General features: G+C 47.6%; 16 protein-coding genes. 10 read left to right on the forward strand and 6 right to left on the reverse strand.

The genetic code is table 11. From position 1 onward, the window contains the following. Nucleotides 1–118 precede the first annotated feature (118 nt). The 5 genes from ZMTM_RS04915 (at nucleotide 119) to ZMTM_RS04935 (ending at nucleotide 6338) form a co-directional block, all read left to right on the forward strand. Nucleotides 119–526: a hypothetical protein gene (locus ZMTM_RS04915; protein ID WP_221765194.1), complete on the forward strand. Its 408-nt coding sequence runs from the start codon at nucleotides 119–121 to the stop codon at nucleotides 524–526. Between the two features lie 84 nt (nucleotides 527–610). Continuing rightward, entirely contained in the window at nucleotides 611–1867 is a 1257-nt protein-coding gene (locus ZMTM_RS04920) for a TolC family protein (protein WP_221765195.1), read from the forward strand. Continuing rightward, entirely contained in the window at nucleotides 1864–2970 is a 1107-nt protein-coding gene (locus ZMTM_RS04925; protein WP_221765196.1) for an efflux RND transporter periplasmic adaptor subunit, read from the forward strand. Before ZMTM_RS04920 ends, ZMTM_RS04925 begins: the two co-directional genes overlap by 4 nt. A gap of 3 nt (nucleotides 2971–2973) precedes the next feature. Continuing rightward, nucleotides 2974–6042, forward strand: coding sequence for an efflux RND transporter permease subunit (locus ZMTM_RS04930; RefSeq protein WP_221765197.1), 3069 nt, complete (start codon nucleotides 2974–2976; stop codon nucleotides 6040–6042). Further along, nucleotides 6039–6338, forward strand: a complete 300-nt coding sequence (locus ZMTM_RS04935) for a DUF3240 family protein (RefSeq protein WP_221765198.1) — start codon at nucleotides 6039–6041, stop codon at nucleotides 6336–6338. The genes ZMTM_RS04930 and ZMTM_RS04935 overlap by 4 nt, the downstream gene beginning before the upstream one ends. A gap of 65 nt (nucleotides 6339–6403) precedes the next feature. Here ZMTM_RS04935 and ZMTM_RS04940 read toward each other — a convergent pair whose 3' ends face one another. Genes ZMTM_RS04940 through ZMTM_RS04955 form a run of 4 tightly spaced genes read right to left on the reverse strand, consistent with a single transcriptional unit; the run spans nucleotide 6404 to nucleotide 8846 of the window. Next, a complete protein-coding gene (locus ZMTM_RS04940) occupies nucleotides 6404–6718 on the reverse strand; it encodes a chaperone modulator CbpM (RefSeq protein WP_221765199.1) in 315 nt (104 codons plus the stop codon). 22 nt (nucleotides 6719–6740) lie between these two features. After that, nucleotides 6741–7679, reverse strand: a complete 939-nt coding sequence (locus ZMTM_RS04945; protein ID WP_221765200.1) for a DnaJ C-terminal domain-containing protein — start codon at nucleotides 7677–7679, stop codon at nucleotides 6741–6743. Nucleotides 7680–7734: 55 nt separating this feature from the next. Next, entirely contained in the window at nucleotides 7735–8241 is a 507-nt protein-coding gene (locus ZMTM_RS04950; protein WP_221765201.1) for a zinc ribbon-containing protein, read from the reverse strand. Nucleotides 8242–8261: 20 nt separating this feature from the next. Further along, complete coding sequence (locus tag ZMTM_RS04955; RefSeq protein ID WP_221765202.1) at nucleotides 8262–8846, reverse strand: sterol desaturase family protein; 585 nt, start codon at nucleotides 8844–8846, stop codon at nucleotides 8262–8264. 239 nt (nucleotides 8847–9085) lie between these two features. Here ZMTM_RS04955 and ZMTM_RS04960 point away from each other — a divergent pair, with 239 nt between their 5' ends. The 5 genes from ZMTM_RS04960 to ZMTM_RS04980 all read left to right on the forward strand — a co-directional run bounded on the left by ZMTM_RS04960 (nucleotide 9086) and on the right by ZMTM_RS04980 (nucleotide 14932). Further along, nucleotides 9086–9223 carry a hypothetical protein gene (locus ZMTM_RS04960; RefSeq protein WP_221765203.1) on the forward strand — a complete coding sequence of 46 codons (138 nt, stop codon included), beginning with the start codon at nucleotides 9086–9088 and terminating at the stop codon, nucleotides 9221–9223. A gap of 212 nt (nucleotides 9224–9435) precedes the next feature. Next, nucleotides 9436–10788 (forward strand): carbohydrate porin, encoded by a 1353-nt coding sequence (locus tag ZMTM_RS04965; protein WP_225907102.1) that lies wholly within the window; start codon nucleotides 9436–9438, stop codon nucleotides 10786–10788. A gap of 161 nt (nucleotides 10789–10949) precedes the next feature. Further along, entirely contained in the window at nucleotides 10950–12326 is a 1377-nt protein-coding gene (locus tag ZMTM_RS04970) for a sensor histidine kinase (protein ID WP_225907103.1), read from the forward strand. A gap of 2 nt (nucleotides 12327–12328) precedes the next feature. Then, complete coding sequence (locus ZMTM_RS04975; protein ID WP_221765204.1) at nucleotides 12329–12775, forward strand: response regulator; 447 nt, start codon at nucleotides 12329–12331, stop codon at nucleotides 12773–12775. Nucleotides 12776–12817: 42 nt separating this feature from the next. Next, nucleotides 12818–14932, forward strand: a complete 2115-nt coding sequence (locus ZMTM_RS04980) for an EAL domain-containing response regulator (RefSeq protein ID WP_221765205.1) — start codon at nucleotides 12818–12820, stop codon at nucleotides 14930–14932. A 15-nt stretch (nucleotides 14933–14947) separates the two neighbouring features. On the opposite strand, the gene ZMTM_RS04985 is transcribed toward ZMTM_RS04980, so the two are convergent. Together ZMTM_RS04985 and ZMTM_RS04990 are read right to left on the reverse strand one after the other, a co-directional pair. Beyond that, the gene (locus ZMTM_RS04985; RefSeq protein WP_221765206.1) at nucleotides 14948–16183 is read right to left on the reverse strand and encodes a glycosyltransferase family 4 protein; all 1236 of its coding nucleotides are present in this window, start codon (nucleotides 16181–16183) and stop codon (nucleotides 14948–14950) included. A gap of 76 nt (nucleotides 16184–16259) precedes the next feature. Then, complete coding sequence (locus tag ZMTM_RS04990) at nucleotides 16260–16502, reverse strand: hypothetical protein (RefSeq protein WP_221765207.1); 243 nt, start codon at nucleotides 16500–16502, stop codon at nucleotides 16260–16262. Nucleotides 16503–16517 lie beyond the last annotated feature (15 nt).

A 16517-nucleotide genomic window follows, 5' to 3' on the forward strand; every position in this document is an offset into this window, starting at 1 on the left:
CACAGACTTTTTTGATTAAAGTAGAACCATCTTCAATATAGCCTCTCTCAACGTAGGGGCAATTGAAAATGCGTCATTTAGATTTATAACTTAATGAAAGTTAACGTATCATTTAGCCATGTTATTTAGCAAAATCAAAAAGCTATCATATCAATTAGTCATCGTGCTTGCCCTCTTGCAAGTGCTGATGCCATTGATTCACGGCCACCCTGCAGGTTCTCCTGTTAGCGCGGTAACAGGCTTTCATATCCATGAAATGGATGCGGATGATGCAATACATGGCATGGATCAAGCGCCTACAGTAAGAGCCCAGCATATTCACGAGCAAGTGATTGGGGTGGCAGGCGGTTTCGAGCCTGATACTTTGCGCTTACTTACCCCGTTTCTATATTGTTTATTTTTTATTGCATTTACTGATTTTGTTCTCAAAAACAAGCAACGATTTGCATCACCTGAATCTCGTATTTTTCTAAGACGATCCCCAAGCCAACGCCCGAACTCCCCCCGCGCACCACCTCTGAAATAAATATCTAGGCGAACTCCGCCATGTAATTTTTACTGACGAGTCACGCTCGCCAGTATCAACGTATTTAAATTTAGAGGTGTTCCCATGCCACTGTATAAACTGATTCAGTTATGCATTGCCATTAGCTTTAGCTTGATAAGCATCGCCATGGCAGAGCCAATTACTGATGTTAAGCACCACGATGAGTTGACGGTAAATCCAGCCCTCACGCTACATGACGTGCTTGAAAAAACCTACGCACGTAATCCCCAGCAATACATGCTGCAAGCCATGGATGGCGAAGTACAGGCACGCTATATCCAGGCACGCAGCTTGTTGCCAGCAGCGCCCGCTGTCATCGTCAGGCATATCAACGATACGGTTGGGAGCAACAGGGGTGAACGCCAGTATGAGGCTGGTCTTGAGCTCCCTATCTGGTTACCTGGCCAGCGCGATGCCCGCAAAAATGTCGCCGATAATGCAGAAAATACCCTGGCGGCTAGTCGTGATGGCTTGCTGCTGCAAGTCGCCGGGGTGCTCCGTGATGCTGTGTGGGATATCAGCATGAATGCCAATTATGCTGATTTAGCCAAAGCGCGTTATGAAACTGCTAAAAATCTGCAGCATGATGTTGAACGTCGCTACCAGGCTGGCGAGCTGGCAAAGACTGACTTTATGCTGGCACAGAATGAAACCCTCAAAGCACAAGATGCGCTGGTACTCGCCGAGGCTGAGCTAGCGCATGCCAAGCATCGCTATACGGCGCTGACAGGCTTGGAGGAAATCCCCGCTAATTTGCTTGAGACGCTATCCACGATTACTGAGTTAAGTGATGGCCATCCCCTGATACGTGAAGCAGAAAGCAGAATCAGCCTGGCGCAGAGTGAATATGGTCTAGTGAATTCAGAACGGCGCGAAAATCCACAACTAACGCTTTCTACCATCAGCCTGCGCGGTGGTTTTGATCCAGCCTACAACAATAGTCTTGGCTTGAGTTTGCGCGTGCCACTTGATAGCGAAGTCCGCGCCAGACCCCTGATGGCGGCCTCACAGAAAAACCTGGCACAAGCCATGACGGATCGAGAGCGTCTGCGTATGACGATGGAAACCATGTTGCACGAGGCAGAGCACAATCTCGAAGTCACGCGCGCAGAACTCACCATCGTCACCGAACAAAACACTATCGCGCAAGAAAGCCTGCGCTTGTCACGCAAGGCATTCACATTAGGTGAAATCGACCTGGTTGCCATGATGCGCAACCAAGCGCTCGCCTACGATGCTGAGCGTGCCTTGACCAGTAAACAAATTCAATTGCAGTGGGACACCGCGCGATATAACCAAGCTGTAGGAGTTTTACCATGAACAAATTTTTAAACATTGCAGCAGCATTAGCGCTTGCTTGCACTATATCTTCAGTCGCTGCTCAAGACCTAGCCAGCATTGCAATGACGGCTAAACAGCAGCAGGTATCAGGGATCACCGTTGCCGCCATTAACCTATCAAGCAACACAGAAAGCCGACTGATTCCTGGCGAAATTGTCGTACCCGTTGGCCAACAACGCGTGGTCGGGGCGGCCCAATCTGGCCTGATCGACGCGCTTTATGTAGCAGCAGGCGAACAAGTCAAAAAAGGCCAGGCTTTAGGGCACATCAGCAGCCCTGATTTGCTTGGTTTGCAACGCGATTATTTACAGGCTTTGACGCAAAATAGGTTGGCAAAAAATACCTACGATAGAGATGCTGAGCTGTTCAAAGACGGCATTATTGCCGAGCGGCGTTACCTCACTTCAAGAAGTGCGTTTGAAGAAGTAAATGCATTGCTTAAGCAGCGTGGTCAAGCACTTAAGCTCAGTGGTATGCCAGATACTGCGATATCTAGGCTAGGTAAAACTAGTGAATTGACCAATGGCTTGACGATTACTTCTCCCATTGATGGTCAAGTGCTAGAGCAGCTAGTCACAACAGGTCAGCGCATAGATGCCATGATGCCCATGTTCCATATCGGCAGCCTGACACCGCTCTGGCTGGAAATGCATGCACCTGTGGAGTCGTTTAAGTCTTTAGCGCTGGGGATGAAAGTCAGTATTCCGCAATATCAAGCTGAGGGAAAAATCATTGCAATCATTCGCAATATCAATAAAAACGATCAAACCATGACGGTGCGTGCAGAGATCAACCAACATGCTGAGCGCTTATCGCCAGGGCAATTTGTTGAAGCTAAAGTTGTCAGCGATAGCACGAATGCAAAACAATTCAGTTTGCCTAGAGTGGCTGTCGTCAGACAGGGCACAGATAGTTATATATTTGTGCAAACCGATCAGGGCTTCACGCCATTAAAAGTGCAAGTGTTGTCTGAGCAAGCCAATCAAGTCGTGATTGCAGGCGCATTATCTGGCGCTGAAAAAGTGGCGGTGTCTGGCACCTCCGCCATCAAAGCTGCCTGGCTTGGCGCAGGGGGCGAATAAATCATGCTTTTACGCATCATCCAGTTTGCCCTTACGCAACGCCTGCTCATGCTGTTAATTACCCTGCTGCTGGTCATTGCAGGTTCGCTAGCTTTTAAAACCTTACCGATTGATGCCTTCCCTGATGTTTCAACCACGCAGGTGAAAATCATCATTAAAGCAGCAGGCATGACACCAGAAGAGGTCGAGGCGCGAATCACGGCACCTGTTGAAGTCGAAATGCTCGGCTTGCCGCATCAAACCATGCTGCGCTCAGTCGCCAAATATGCGCTCACCGATATTACCGTTGATTTTGCGGATGGCACTGATATCTACTGGGCGCGCCAACAGGTCGCCGAGCGCTTGAACAGTATCTGGAGTAGTCTGCCCGCTGATGCTACGGGAGGTATTGCGCCCATGACTACGCCGCTTGGCGAGATGTTTATGTTCACCATAGAAGGTGGAGGACTTTCACTGCAAGAACGTCGCAGCTTGCTTGATTGGGTGATACGCCCACAATTGCGCACCGTGCCTGGCGTGGCGGATGTGAATTCATTGGGTGGCCTGGTTCGCAGCTTCGAGATTGTTCCCGATAACGCGCGCATGTATGCCCGAGGGGTTTCGCTAGACCAGCTGCAGCAAGCACTGGAGATGAATAACAAGAACGATGGCGCTGGCAGGTTAAGCGATGGTGAAGAATCCCTACTTGTAAAGGCAGAAGGCCGATTTAAGACGCTTGATGATGTGCGTAACACCGTGATTAAAACTGAGCAGGGCATGCCAACGCGTATTGGCGATGTGGCTCTCGTGCAAATCGGTTCACTCACGCGATATGGCGCAGTGACCAAGAATGGAGAGAGTGAAGCGGTTGAAGGGCTGGTGCTCGGCCTTCGTGGCGCCAATGCGAAGCAGGTGGTTGAAGGCTTACGGGCAAAAATAGCGGAAATAGCACCAACTCTACCCAGTGGCGTAAAAATCGAAGTGTTTTACGACCGCAGCAATCTGGTTGAGCGCGCGGTTGCCACAGTCACGGAAGCCCTGCTGGAAGCTATTGTGCTGGTGGTTATCCTGCTTATCTTGTTTCTGGGGAATTTGCGCGCAGCACTGACTGTGGCATTAGCGTTGCCACTGGCGGTGCTGGTGACGTTTATTTTGATGAATCAGTTCAATATGTCGGCCAACCTCATGAGTTTGGGCGGCTTGTCGATTGCAATTGGTATGCTGGTAGATGCCGCAGTGGTGGTGGTCGAGAATATGGTGTCTCACCTCGCTAGTGCCGAAAAGTCTAAATTACCCAGATTGCATTTAATTTATCGCGCAGTGAAAGAGGTCAGCCTGCCAGTTGCTTCGGGGATATTGATTATTATCATGGTATTTCTGCCCTTGCTCACATTGCAGGGGCTGGAGGGCAAACTGTTTAGCCCAGTAGCCATGACAATAGTCTTTGCGCTCTCAGGCTCACTGATTTTGTCTTTGACCGTGATCCCCGTGATTGCTTCGTTCCTGCTAGGCAAGGTCAGTCATGATGAACCCTGGCTGGCACGCAAAGCACTCGGCATTTATACGCCAGCGCTGGCGTGGTCGCTTGACCACAGCAAAACCATCGTCATTGGCGCCATCGTTGCGCTGCTGATGACTGGTGTTGTCTATCTGCAGATTGGCAAAACCTTTATGCCGACCATGGATGAAGGCGACATCATCATGCAGGTTGAAAAACTGCCTTCTATCAATCTGGATAAATCAACCCAGACTGATATGGTGGTACAAAAAGCCATACTCGCCAAAATCCCAGAAGTGAAAGGCATTATCTCCCGCACTGGTTCCGACGAGTTAGGACTAGACCCCATGGGTTTAAACCAGACTGATAACTTTCTGGTGCTAAAGCCGCGCTCTGAATGGCGGTCTCCCAATAAATCGGTGTTGATTGATCAAATGCGCATTGTGATGCAAGACATGCCCGGGCTCAGTTATGCGTTCACGCAGCCGATTGAGATGCGCGTGAATGAGATGATACTGGGCGTGCGTGGCGATCTTGCCATCAAGATATTCGGCAGCGACCTCGACAAGCTGGATGAGGCGGCGCAGCAAACGGTACGCATCCTCAAATCCATCTCGGGTTCCGAGGATGTATACACCCCGCAAAACAGCGGTGTGCAGTACCTGCGTATCGATGTGGACAGGTTGGTAGCGGGCAGGCTGGGCTTTAACGTCAACCAGATTGAGGCCATCCTGCGAGCGCAGCTTGAGGGCAATCAACTCGGTATTGTGCAAGAAGGGCAGCGCCGCACACCAGTCTTATTGCGGGGCGCTGACAGCTTGCGATTGTCGCCGCCAGACTTCAGTAACCTGATGCTCACGCTGCCAAATGGCGTCAATGTGCCGATCTCAACCATCGCCAAACTGGAGCGCGTTGAAGGGCCAGTAAAAGTAGATCGTGAACGCGGCATGCGCATGGTCGTAGTGGTGGCAAATGTCCGTGGCCGCGATCTGGTGGGCTTTGTTGAAGAAGCCAAGCAAAAGGTTGGCGCATCAGTGAAACTGGGCGAAGGCTATTCCATGAAATGGGGCGGTCAGTTTGAAAACCAGCAGCGCGCTGCTGCTAGGTTAGCCATTGTGGTGCCTGCGGCCATAGGCCTCATTTTCTTGTTGTTATTCGCTACTTTCCGATCCGTTCGGCAATCGGTGTTGATACTCTCCAACATTCCATTTGCCATGATAGGTGGCGTATTTGCCTTGTGGATTTCAGGGGAGTTTTTATCCGTGCCAGCCTCGGTTGGCTTTATCGCGCTATTGGGCATAGCCGTGTTGAATAGTGTCGTCATGATGAGCTATTTCAATCAGTTGATCGATCAAGGCATGCCGATTGCACAGGTGGTGGTTGAGGGTGCAAAACGCAGATTAAGGCCAGTATTGATGACAGCCAGCATTGCCGCCTTTGGGTTATTGCCCCTGCTTTTTGCAACAGGCCCTGGCTCAGAAATTCAGCGTCCATTGGCGATTGTAGTCATTGGTGGCTTAGTTACTTCTACTGCGTTGACCCTGATTCTTTTACCCATTTTATACAGACGTTTCGGAACGGAAGCTGCCAAATGAGCCAACATTTATTGACCATCATTACCCTGCCCAGGATGCAAGATGCCATGATTGACTGGCTACTTGAACAAGATAACCTGAGTGGTTTTAGCACTGCCGAAATCTACGGCCATGGCGCCAGACACACAGGGATGAGTTTGCTGGAGCAAGTCACTGGCCGACAAAAAAGGACGCAGTTTACGGCGCATGCTGATGAGGCGGTGATTAATTCTGTTCTGGAAAAGTTGAAGCTTGATTTTGCAGGCAGTGGCTTGCATTACATGGTCACGCCATTGCTAGAAGCAGGCGCGCTGTAAAAGAGGTTTTATTGGGTCATTGATATTTGTGAATTGTGCTGAGAATAAAGGGCGTTGATATGGTTTTAATTTTTAACCTGAGCTAAACCGCGTAATTCAAACTCAAGCGTTCTGATGCGTTCCAGAAAAACCAGTGTCAATGCAAAGGCGTTTGGCTCTAATTCAAAATCTTGCTTCAGCCTTGAGAGGGTGTGTATAGAAACTAAGTAATGGCTATTAAAATGCCATATTGCCTCCTCTTTGTTATTCGGCACCAGCACGCCGCTTTCTAACAAGTTTTGTAGCTCTTTGATGGATAAGCCTGAGAGCTCAATCAACTCATCCATCGAAACTTGATGGTGTTCATCCAGCCACATTGAATCTTTTTGTTGGGTATTCATGAGGTTCTCCTATTCAAAACGCTTATTCAAAATGTAGGCGTGGATCAAATGTGGATATTTGCGATAACTCTTTGAACAATGCCTCTTCTTGCTCGCTGAGTTTGGGTGGTAGAACAATTTGCGTCACAGCAAACAGGTCACCAAATTCTTCGTTCTTTTTAGGCATGCCGCGCTTGGCTATGCGCAGCTTTTGACCGCTGCTGGTGCCTGCGGGTATCTTGAGATTAACTGCCCCAGAGAGTGTCGGCACTTTGACGGTTGCGCCTAAGCCTGCTTCCCAAGGGCTCAGTGGCAGGTCAATCAGCAAGTCATGATGTTTGGCGCGGAATAAACGGTGGGGGATGAAATTGACGGTAAGGTAAAGATTGCCATCCCGTCCGCCATTAAAGCCTTTACCGCCTTTGCCTCGCAGTAGCATCTTTTGGCCATCGGTTATCCCTTTAGGGATGCGCGTTTTGAAGGTATGTGGCACACGCTTTATTTGTCCCTGCTGGTTTTGCTCTTGTACGGTGAAGTTGAGTTCGGCGGTTGTGCCTGTGTAGGCATCCTCAAGCGATATTTCGGTGGATAGTTCATAATCCTGGCCTGCTGTAGGGGCGCGCTGGCCTTGTTGTTTGCCACCTGAGAAACTGGCAAATAAATCGGAGAGATCAATATCGTCGAATGAGTATCCTTGAGAATTGCCATTCGCAGAGCCTGAGCTTTGATTACCCCAATTGGGTGGTGGCCTGAACTCTTGCCCAGCAGGGTGGCGGCCTAATTCATCATACGCTGCCCGTTTTTCTGGGTCTTTCAGCGTGCTGTAGGCTTCGGCGACTTCTTTAAATTTCTCTTCGCCTTTTGGGTCTTTTGAAACATCAGGGTGGTACTGATGGGCGAGTTTACGATAGGCTTTTTTGATCTCATCTAAGTTTGCCGTGGGTTTAACGCCGAGTGTTTGGTAATAGTCTTTAAATTTCATGTGCGAAACCCATCCATGCGTTAACCGGCGATGCGTTAAAAGTCACTTACGCAATCTACACCTCGTGATTTTGTCGATGAAACTTGGTGCCATGACATTTACCGCAGGGTGGGATATGGCTGGGCTGGTGAAAGTGCAGATTGGTTTGGCAGTGGTCACAGACCAGAGTGCCAAGCCCTATCATCTCGCCTGTAGTGTATTGAGCATCGGCCGCAGTGCTTTTGATCTTAATCAACTCTAGCGTGGTTTTATCGGTGGCTTCTATGAACTTTTGCCATAACTCAACTTTAATCAGCTCAAGATCAAAGCCCAGCCAGGATTTAAGCTCTTGGTTGGATGCCTTTAAGTGCTGGGCAGCATCGCTCAAATCACGCTTGAGGGCATGTTTTAAATGGGTGGTTTCCTCAACGGTGAGTTTGCCAAGGGCGGCCAAGTCATCTTGAACCGAATCAATAGTGTGATGAATGCTAGTCACGGTTTGATGTAGCGCCTTATCTAGCACGCTTTCATATGCTGTTGCCAGCTGCTTGATTTTATCTTCTGAAGTCGGAGTTTTGCTCATGGTGGATTCCTTATCAAAACTTAGGGGGTGAGTTGTTTAGTGCGTTGAATAGGTTTTTTTGCATGATGCTTACTTGCTAATAGATAGTCCCAGAATCCGCTGGTCACGCCATAGTATCCAGGCTGGTTAACATGGTGGTGCAAGGCATGCCAGCGCTTACGCTGCTTAAGCCACGCGCTATCACTGCGCCAATGGTGAATCGCGTGATGTGTGACTGCGTAAGATAGATAACCCGTCATTACCCCAAGTGTTAGCGCAGAAGCGCGTAAAACATCAGTTGCAAATAAAGCAGGCATAAAAATCAGTATCACGATGAGTGATGCACTCAATATCGTAGGCGCGCAAATTAAGGCGGTAGGTCGCTGGTGATGTTCTGCATGCCAGCGGTTAAATGGGCGCAGCCCATGCAGTACGAACCGATGCAAAATATATTCAATAACAGTCCAGCCAACTAAGCCCAGAAATACTAAGCCAAATACCGGCAGCTCGCAGCCCGAAGGCACAAACGCAATCAGATAAGCCAGCAGCCCCAATACTGTGAGGCTATACAGCGCAAAATCAGTCACATAAGCAAGCTTGCTGTGCTCTAGTTTAAAAAGACCCATGCATTTCCTCGGTTTGTTATTTAGCGGAGTAGCCGACTCAGTATGCGCGTAATAACACTAAAGGTGTGTTCGTTGCCGTACTTACTCGATTTAAAAGATGGGTGAATGGATTGCTATTGATGCAGTATTTTTAAATTGATGAATATTTACAGATCGTGTCAACAAACATAGATAGACCTTCGTTAAAGCAGTTACCCAGTAGCTTTAAAGCTGGCAACTTACTCTTGGAGATATACATCATGAAAAAAAGTATCGCTGCTATCACCGCAATGTTAGTTCTGTTGGCTTTTTCATCTGCTTACGCTGACGAATCAAAAGCACCTGTAAAACATGTACATAAACATCATATGAAAAAAGCTGCAGCTGCAGCCAAGTAATACAAGCAAGTTGTAGAAGAAATAACCCGATAAGGGTTTGAATAAAAGGCCTCGTGTATGCGAGGCTTTTTGTTTTTTATGATTTGAGTTGGTTGTTTGGTATGACAAACTGCCGATTAGTCATGAATATTTAACCTGAACTTCATAAAATACGGGTTAAAGCATTTTAAATAATAAGATGCTAATAAATAACAAAGCACTAGGGGCTGGGCGTGTATCAAGATATCAACCAAAAAATTTCAGCAATCTCCACTCTGTTTTTCGTGTTGCTGGCCACAGCTGTTTCTTCAGCCTATGCTGAGGGCGAATTGTCAGCAAATACCGAGGAAGCATGGAATGCCAAGTTCCAATCCACAGTAGTTTGGCAAAAGAAAAATGGCTTTAACGCGCCATACTCTGGCCCTAATAGTTTGATCACTGCGCCTGAGCGCAGCTATTCATGGACTTCAACACTTTTTCTGGGCTTCAGGCCGTGGCAGGGTGGTGAAATCTACTTTAATCCTGAAATGGCACAAGGTTTACCTTTGTCTGACCTTACTGGGTTGGGAGGTTTAAGCAATGGTGAAATGGCGAGAACCTCTGGTGCCAAGCCTACGATTTATCGAGCACGACTTTATCTAAAGCAAACTTGGAATTTTGGCGGTGAGCAGGATTATGTGGCCTCTGACCAGAATCAACTGGCGGGTTACGTCGATAGGCGCAGACTCGTGCTGAGTGTGGGCAACATGTCAGTGATGGATACTTTTGATGATAACGCCTATAGCCATGACCCGCGTACCCAGTTTATGAACTGGTCGCTGATGGCAAATGGCGCTTACGATTATGCAGCTGATTCCCGTGGATATTCCTGGGGAGCAGTGGCTGAGTATTTTTATGATGATTGGGCGATACGGGCTGGGCGTTTTGAGCAGCCAAGACATCCTAATCAGTTAGCGCTAGATGCGAATATCTTTAAACACTATGGCGACCAAGTGGAGTTTGAGCAGGGCTACCAGTGGCGCGGTCAGCCAGGTAAATTCAGGTTGCTCGGGTTTCGTAATCGCACTGTGATGTCTAAATTTACAGATGCCTTAAACGAGGCTGCCTTGAGCGGTGGCGTACCCGACATCAATAAAGTGCGTGATGGCGAGCAAACCAAATACGGATTTGGCTTTAGTATGGACCAAGCGCTCAGTCATGATTTTGGTGTGTTCGCCAAAGCCAGTTGGGCCGATGGCCAAACTGAAACCTATGCATTTACCGAAATCGATAATGCCATGTCTGCAGGCTTTGCCCTTAAAGGCGGTCAGTGGAAACGCCCTGACGATACATTTGGCTTAGCCCTCATGCGCAACGGGTTATCTTCAGCCCGCCAAGACTACCTAAGGGCTGGTGGTATCAGCTTCTTTATCGGCGATGGTGCCTTGAATTATCACCCTGAGCAAATCGTTGAGACCTACTACAGCTTGAAGGCGACTGAACATGTATGGCTGACGGCAGATTACCAGCATATTCAGAACCCAGCCTATAACGCAGACCGTGGCCCAGTTGATTTGATCGCGTTTCGCGCACATGTTGAGTATTAATTTCGGTACTTACCATTGTCGATAATCAATGTGTGTAAATTACTGATTCATTGAGTAATATCACGTATTTACTTGACACGATTTTTGGAAGTAGTATGGTATTTATGCAACTGTAAATTAATAACAACAAAGTATGCTGAGGTTTCGAGGGGAGATGTTGAGTGCCCGCCTTAAAAACAAAAAAAGATATGCTCATCTCAGCAGGTATTGTTCTGGCATTTGTTCTGCTCGTTGTTATTTCCTTCATTACCTACACCCGCACCAGTCAGTTTATGGCGAGCTCTCGCTGGGTTGATCATACCTATACTGTACTTTCTCAAATCAATCTCCTACTCTCTGAATTAAAAGATGCAGAAACCAGCCAGCGCGGTTTTTTACTGACTAATGATGAGAAATTTCTTGAGCCATATAACAAAGCGGTCTCAAACCTACCAAATTCAATCCAGCGTCTTAAATCCCTCACAAAAGATAATTTCGATCAGCAAGACGATATTGCGTTATTTGAAGAGTTAGCCAATCGCAAATTACTTTTCCTCGAGCAAGCCATCAATATGCAGCGTCAGCATGCTTGGAAAGGCAATGAGGATATATTGCAGACCTTGCAAGGCGGCAAGATGACTATGGATGAGTTGCGCTTGCATATTCAAACCATGACATTGCGAGAAGAACGGCTTTTAGATCAGCGCGCTGAATCAGAAAAAGCGCATGCGGTTTCAACCCAGCGCTGGATTTTATTCGGAAATTTAGGTGCCATACTGTTGATTTTGACTTCATTTTTGCTGCTCAGGCAGCAGATCAAACAGCGTATTGTCGCGCAACGCCGAGCCGAAAAAACTGCACTGCAACTTGAGATCACTAACAAAGAACTAGAAAGTTTTAGCTATTCCGTTTCGCATGATTTGCGCTCTCCATTGCGTGCGATTGATGGCTACTCACGCATGTTTGAAGAAGACTATGGTGACAAAGTCGATGAAGAGGGCAGGCGCCTGCTTGGTGTGGTCAGGGCTAATAGCAAAAAAATGCGCATGCTGATTGATGACTTGCTTGATTTTGCACGCACAGGCCGTCAAGCCATGGATCGTCAGGAGGTGGATATGAACCAGCTAGTTGATGAGGTATGGGCTGAAGTGCTTGTTGCAGAACATCCTAACCCTACCTTGCAATTCTACAAACATAGCTTGCAGCCAGTTTGGGGCGATCCAGTATTACTGAAGCAGCTATTAAGTAATTTACTTTCTAATGCCGTTAAATACAGCAGCACTAGAGAGCAGCCTAAAGTAGAGATTTCATCCAGAGAAAAAGATCGAGAAATAATCTACCAAATACAAGATAACGGAGTAGGGTTTGATATGCGTTATTACAAAAAACTCTTCGGCGTGTTTCAACGATTGCATACAGCTGAGGAGTTTCCTGGCACTGGGGTTGGCCTAGCCATCGTGCAACGCATCATATTGCGCCACAACGGGCGCGTTTGGGCAGAGAGCGAGATCGAGGTTGGTAGCACGTTCAGCTTTAGTCTGCCAGTTAAGGAGGTGTAATCATGCCAAATTCACAATTAGTCCATATTTTGCTGGCGGAAGATAGCGAGACTGATGCCGAGATGACCATGCGTGCTTTGCGCAAAATCAATCTCAAGAATGAGATTGTCTGGGTGAGGGATGGTCAAGCGGCACTTGACTATGTTTTTCATGAGGGTGAGTTCGTCGATAGGCCAAAACGTGTGCCTAAACTGATATTGCTGGACCTGAAAATGCCCAAGGTGGATGGTATAGAGGTCCTGCAAAAGCTAAAAAGTACGGCATCTACCAGGCAAATTCCAGTGGTGATGCTGACCTCAAGTGCAGAGGAGCAAGACATTGTGAGAAGTTATGAACTCGGTGTGAATAGTTATCTCGTGAAACCAGTGGAGTTTGACCGCTTTGTTGAAGAGGTTTCTAAAGTTGGTTGCTATTGGGGGATATTGAATAAAATCCCCAGCAATATATAGCCATAAAATATTGATGGTTAATTAAAAAGAACCGCTGCCAGTATGAAACTACTAAAAATATTATTAGTGGAAGACAGCCCAACTGATGCCGAACTGACGCTCAGGGAGTTAAAGCGGGGCGGGGTGGTGTGCGACATTAAACATGTAGATACCGAGCATGACTATCGTCATCAATTAAGCCATTTTCAGCCAGATATTATCCTCTCAGATTACTCCTTACCAACCTTTGATGGCCTGAGGGCGCTTGAGATAGTCAAGGCAGAACAGCCGGATATTCCATTCATCTTTGTCTCAGGCACCATGGGTGAAGAAACTGCAATTGAGTCCTTGAAGCAAGGCGCGATGGATTACATCATTAAAGGTAATTTGTCGCGATTACCCACTGCGATCAACAATGCACTAGACCGAGTGCAAAAACGAGAAGCGCTCAAGCAGGCTGAAGAGGCTCTGCTACTGCATAATCACGCAATAGAGGTGAGCGCAACGCCTACCTTGATCGTGGATGTGAGTGCGTCTGGCATGCCTATAATCTACATCAACCATGCATTTGAGCATGTGACTGGCTATTCAAAAGAGGAAGTCATCGGCCGCAATTGGAATTTCCTGCAGGGCGACGATACGAATCAATTAGAGCTTGAGAAATTGCGCCAGGCGATTGAAGAAGGTTCTGCCAGCTCAGCCGTTTTACGTAACTATCGCAAAGATGGTAGCCTGTTCATTAATGAGCTTTATCTCTCCCCCGTACTCACTAACCCGAATGGCAAAGTGCAGTATTACGTGGGTGTGCAAAATGATATTACCCAGATTCGACAATATCAGGAGGCGCTGGAACGACAGGCTAATTACGATTTATTGACTGGCCTTGCTAACCGTAACTTGCTGAAAGAGCGTATCAAGCACGCGTTTAATGAAGGGCGCCGCAGTGGCAAGGTATTTACGGTCGCATTTATCGACATTGATAACTTCAAACGAGTGAATGATAGCTTGGGGCACAGCATCGGGGACGAGCTGATCAAAATGGTAGCCGAGCGTCTGCAGCACTGTGTGCGCGAGGGCGATACAGTCGCGCGGGTAGGTGGGGATGAGTTTGTCATGCTTCTGACTAGTCAGTCTTCAGAAGAGAGTACGCATGTTGTTTTACAGCGCATCAATATTGAAATGGGTAAACCATTTCCATTGACTAAAAAACAACTCACAGTGACTTGCAGTATCGGTTTGGCAAGTTTCCCGCGTGATGGTGATAATGCAGAGACGCTGATGGCTAACGCCGATAGTGCAATGTATAGAGCCAAGGCTAACGGCCGTAATAACTTTCAGTTTTATGCAAAAGAGATGAATGCAGAGCTGGGCGAGCGTTTATCACTGGAAAACGATTTGTGGCATGCACTTGAACGAGACGAATTAATACTACATTACCAGCCCCAAATTAACATGTTCACTGGTGAAGTGATTGGGATGGAAGCGCTCGTCCGTTGGCAGCATCCAACGCGAGGGCTCATTCCACCCATACAGTTTATTTCAATCGCTGAAGACGATGGTTTGATCATTCCTATAGGCGAATGGGTATTGAGGAAAGCCTGTGAAGATAATCAGCAATTACAGCTAGATGGTTTTAAACCCATTCGAGTAGCAGTCAATCTATCGGCACGACAGCTGGTGCAGAAGAGTTTGGTACGCACCGTGAGCCAGATTCTGGCACAAACGCGCATGCAGCCACAATATCTTGAGCTTGAGATTACGGAAAGCATGATTATGCACAACGTAGAAGACTCCATCAGCTTGCTCAGTAAAATCAATAAACTGGGAGTACAGCTGTCGCTGGATGACTTTGGCACTGGCTATTCAAGCCTCGCTTATTTAAAGCGTTTTCCTATCAAACGCTTAAAGATTGATAAATCGTTCATCCGTGACATAGCTACAGACCCCAATGATGCGATTATTTCACGTTCAATTATAGCTCTGGCGCATGCCTTGCAGGTTGAATCTATAGCCGAAGGTGTAGAGACGGTTGAGCAATTTGAATTTTTGAAGGCTAATGGCTGTAATGAAGTACAAGGCTATCTGTTCAGCAAGCCTCTGCCGATCGATGCGCTACGTATTTTTCTTGCATCAAACCCAGTTAGAACGACTATCCCCAGCGCAGCATTAGATTTCTAGTGCTGCCTCAAATATCTAGTGCAGCGTTGGATTTTTAGTGGGCGCTTTCACCAGCTCGGTAAAAAGCTTTCTGTATGCCGCAATGCCATCTTTGATGTGGTAACGCTCCACCACTGTTTTACGTGCGGCGGTTCTTAAATATTGCATCTGGTCTGGGTGTGCGAATACGCTATCAACCGCATCAGCAATCGCGTCAGGAGAGAAGAAATCAACCAGCAATCCGTTGCTTCTATGGTTAATCACTTCTTTCACAGGAGCCGTATTCGAACCTATGACCAAACACTCGGCAGACATGGCCTCCAGCATGGACCACGAAAGCACGAACGGCACAGTGAGATAGACGTGGGCAGATGAAACTTGTAGCACCTTGAGGTATTGCTGATAGGGGATTTTGCCTAAAAATATTACGCGTGCTGGGTCTATTTTCACCTGCTTCAGCATCTGTGCGCGATAGGTTTCACCAGCAGGTAACTTACGGCCGTAACTGACATCATCGCCGCCGACTATCAAAATGTAAGTATTGGGGCGGCGCTCGCAGATTTTCTCGGCGGCTCGCATGAATTGGTGAAAGCCGCGATACGGCTCAAGATTGCGCGAAACATAGGTGATGATTTCATTCTCACGCGTCAGTTTAAGGCCGGAGCCGAATTCCAGAGTCGCAGTGCTGTCAGGTACGGCCAAATCAGTATTCACACCTTCATGCGCCAGCCTGATTTTGCCGCGATATTCTTCAGGGTAAAGATTGCGCTGCCAAGCCGTAGGGCTGATGCCCATATCAGCTGCCTGTAGTGAGAGCAAGTTGGTGATGTTTTTGGTGCGAATACGCAAGTGGTCATCCAGCCCAACTGGGTACTCTGGGTCAAAGCCCGCGTCAGCTCCAGCGTTTTGGTAAAAAAATTCGAAGAAAGTCAGCAACGGCACATTGGGGTAAATATCTTTCGGGTATATGGCTTCACCCCAACCCATGTGAGCCACCATGATGTCCGGCTCAAAGCCTGTTTTTTTGAGTTCCAGCAGGGCTTTTGCCACACCTTGGCCTCTTAGCACATGCGCTTCAGTATCCGCGATATACGGGTGAATGCCTGTAGTCACTTTGCGTGCAGGGCTATGATTGATGCGCTGAACACCTTGCATGCCTGGCGCATGGGGCTCGCACAAGGTGACAATCTGGTGGCCGCCTTCAGTCAGTAAGTCTTGGACGATATGGCGAAACTGCCCGGGGAAGTTTTGATGGATAAAAATAATTTTCATAGCGCATGATTAAAACATGAGGCCGCATTTAAGCAAAGTCGCGCAATCAAACCGAGGCCATGCTTATTTCAGCAAATTATGGCTTGCAAGCAAAATGCATGAGACGTTTCTGGGTGACCAGGTTCTCTTCTTTGCTCATGGTGTCATAGCCGCTTTCACATAACCTTGCTGCTTTGGCATCACATACCTGCCAGTCGGCAAAGCCACTACAGTTCACTTCTTGTGAAGGTCGATTGACTGGTTTTGTAGAACTGAATGCACCACAACCTGTGAGGGTTAAAGAAATGAGCATAGCGCTAACATAAGCAGAAGATTTCATGAGGTATAAGATTCC

It is taken from the genome of Methyloradius palustris, from assembly GCF_019703875.1.
GTDB classification, from domain to species: Bacteria; Pseudomonadota; Gammaproteobacteria; order Burkholderiales; family Methylophilaceae; genus Methyloradius; species Methyloradius palustris.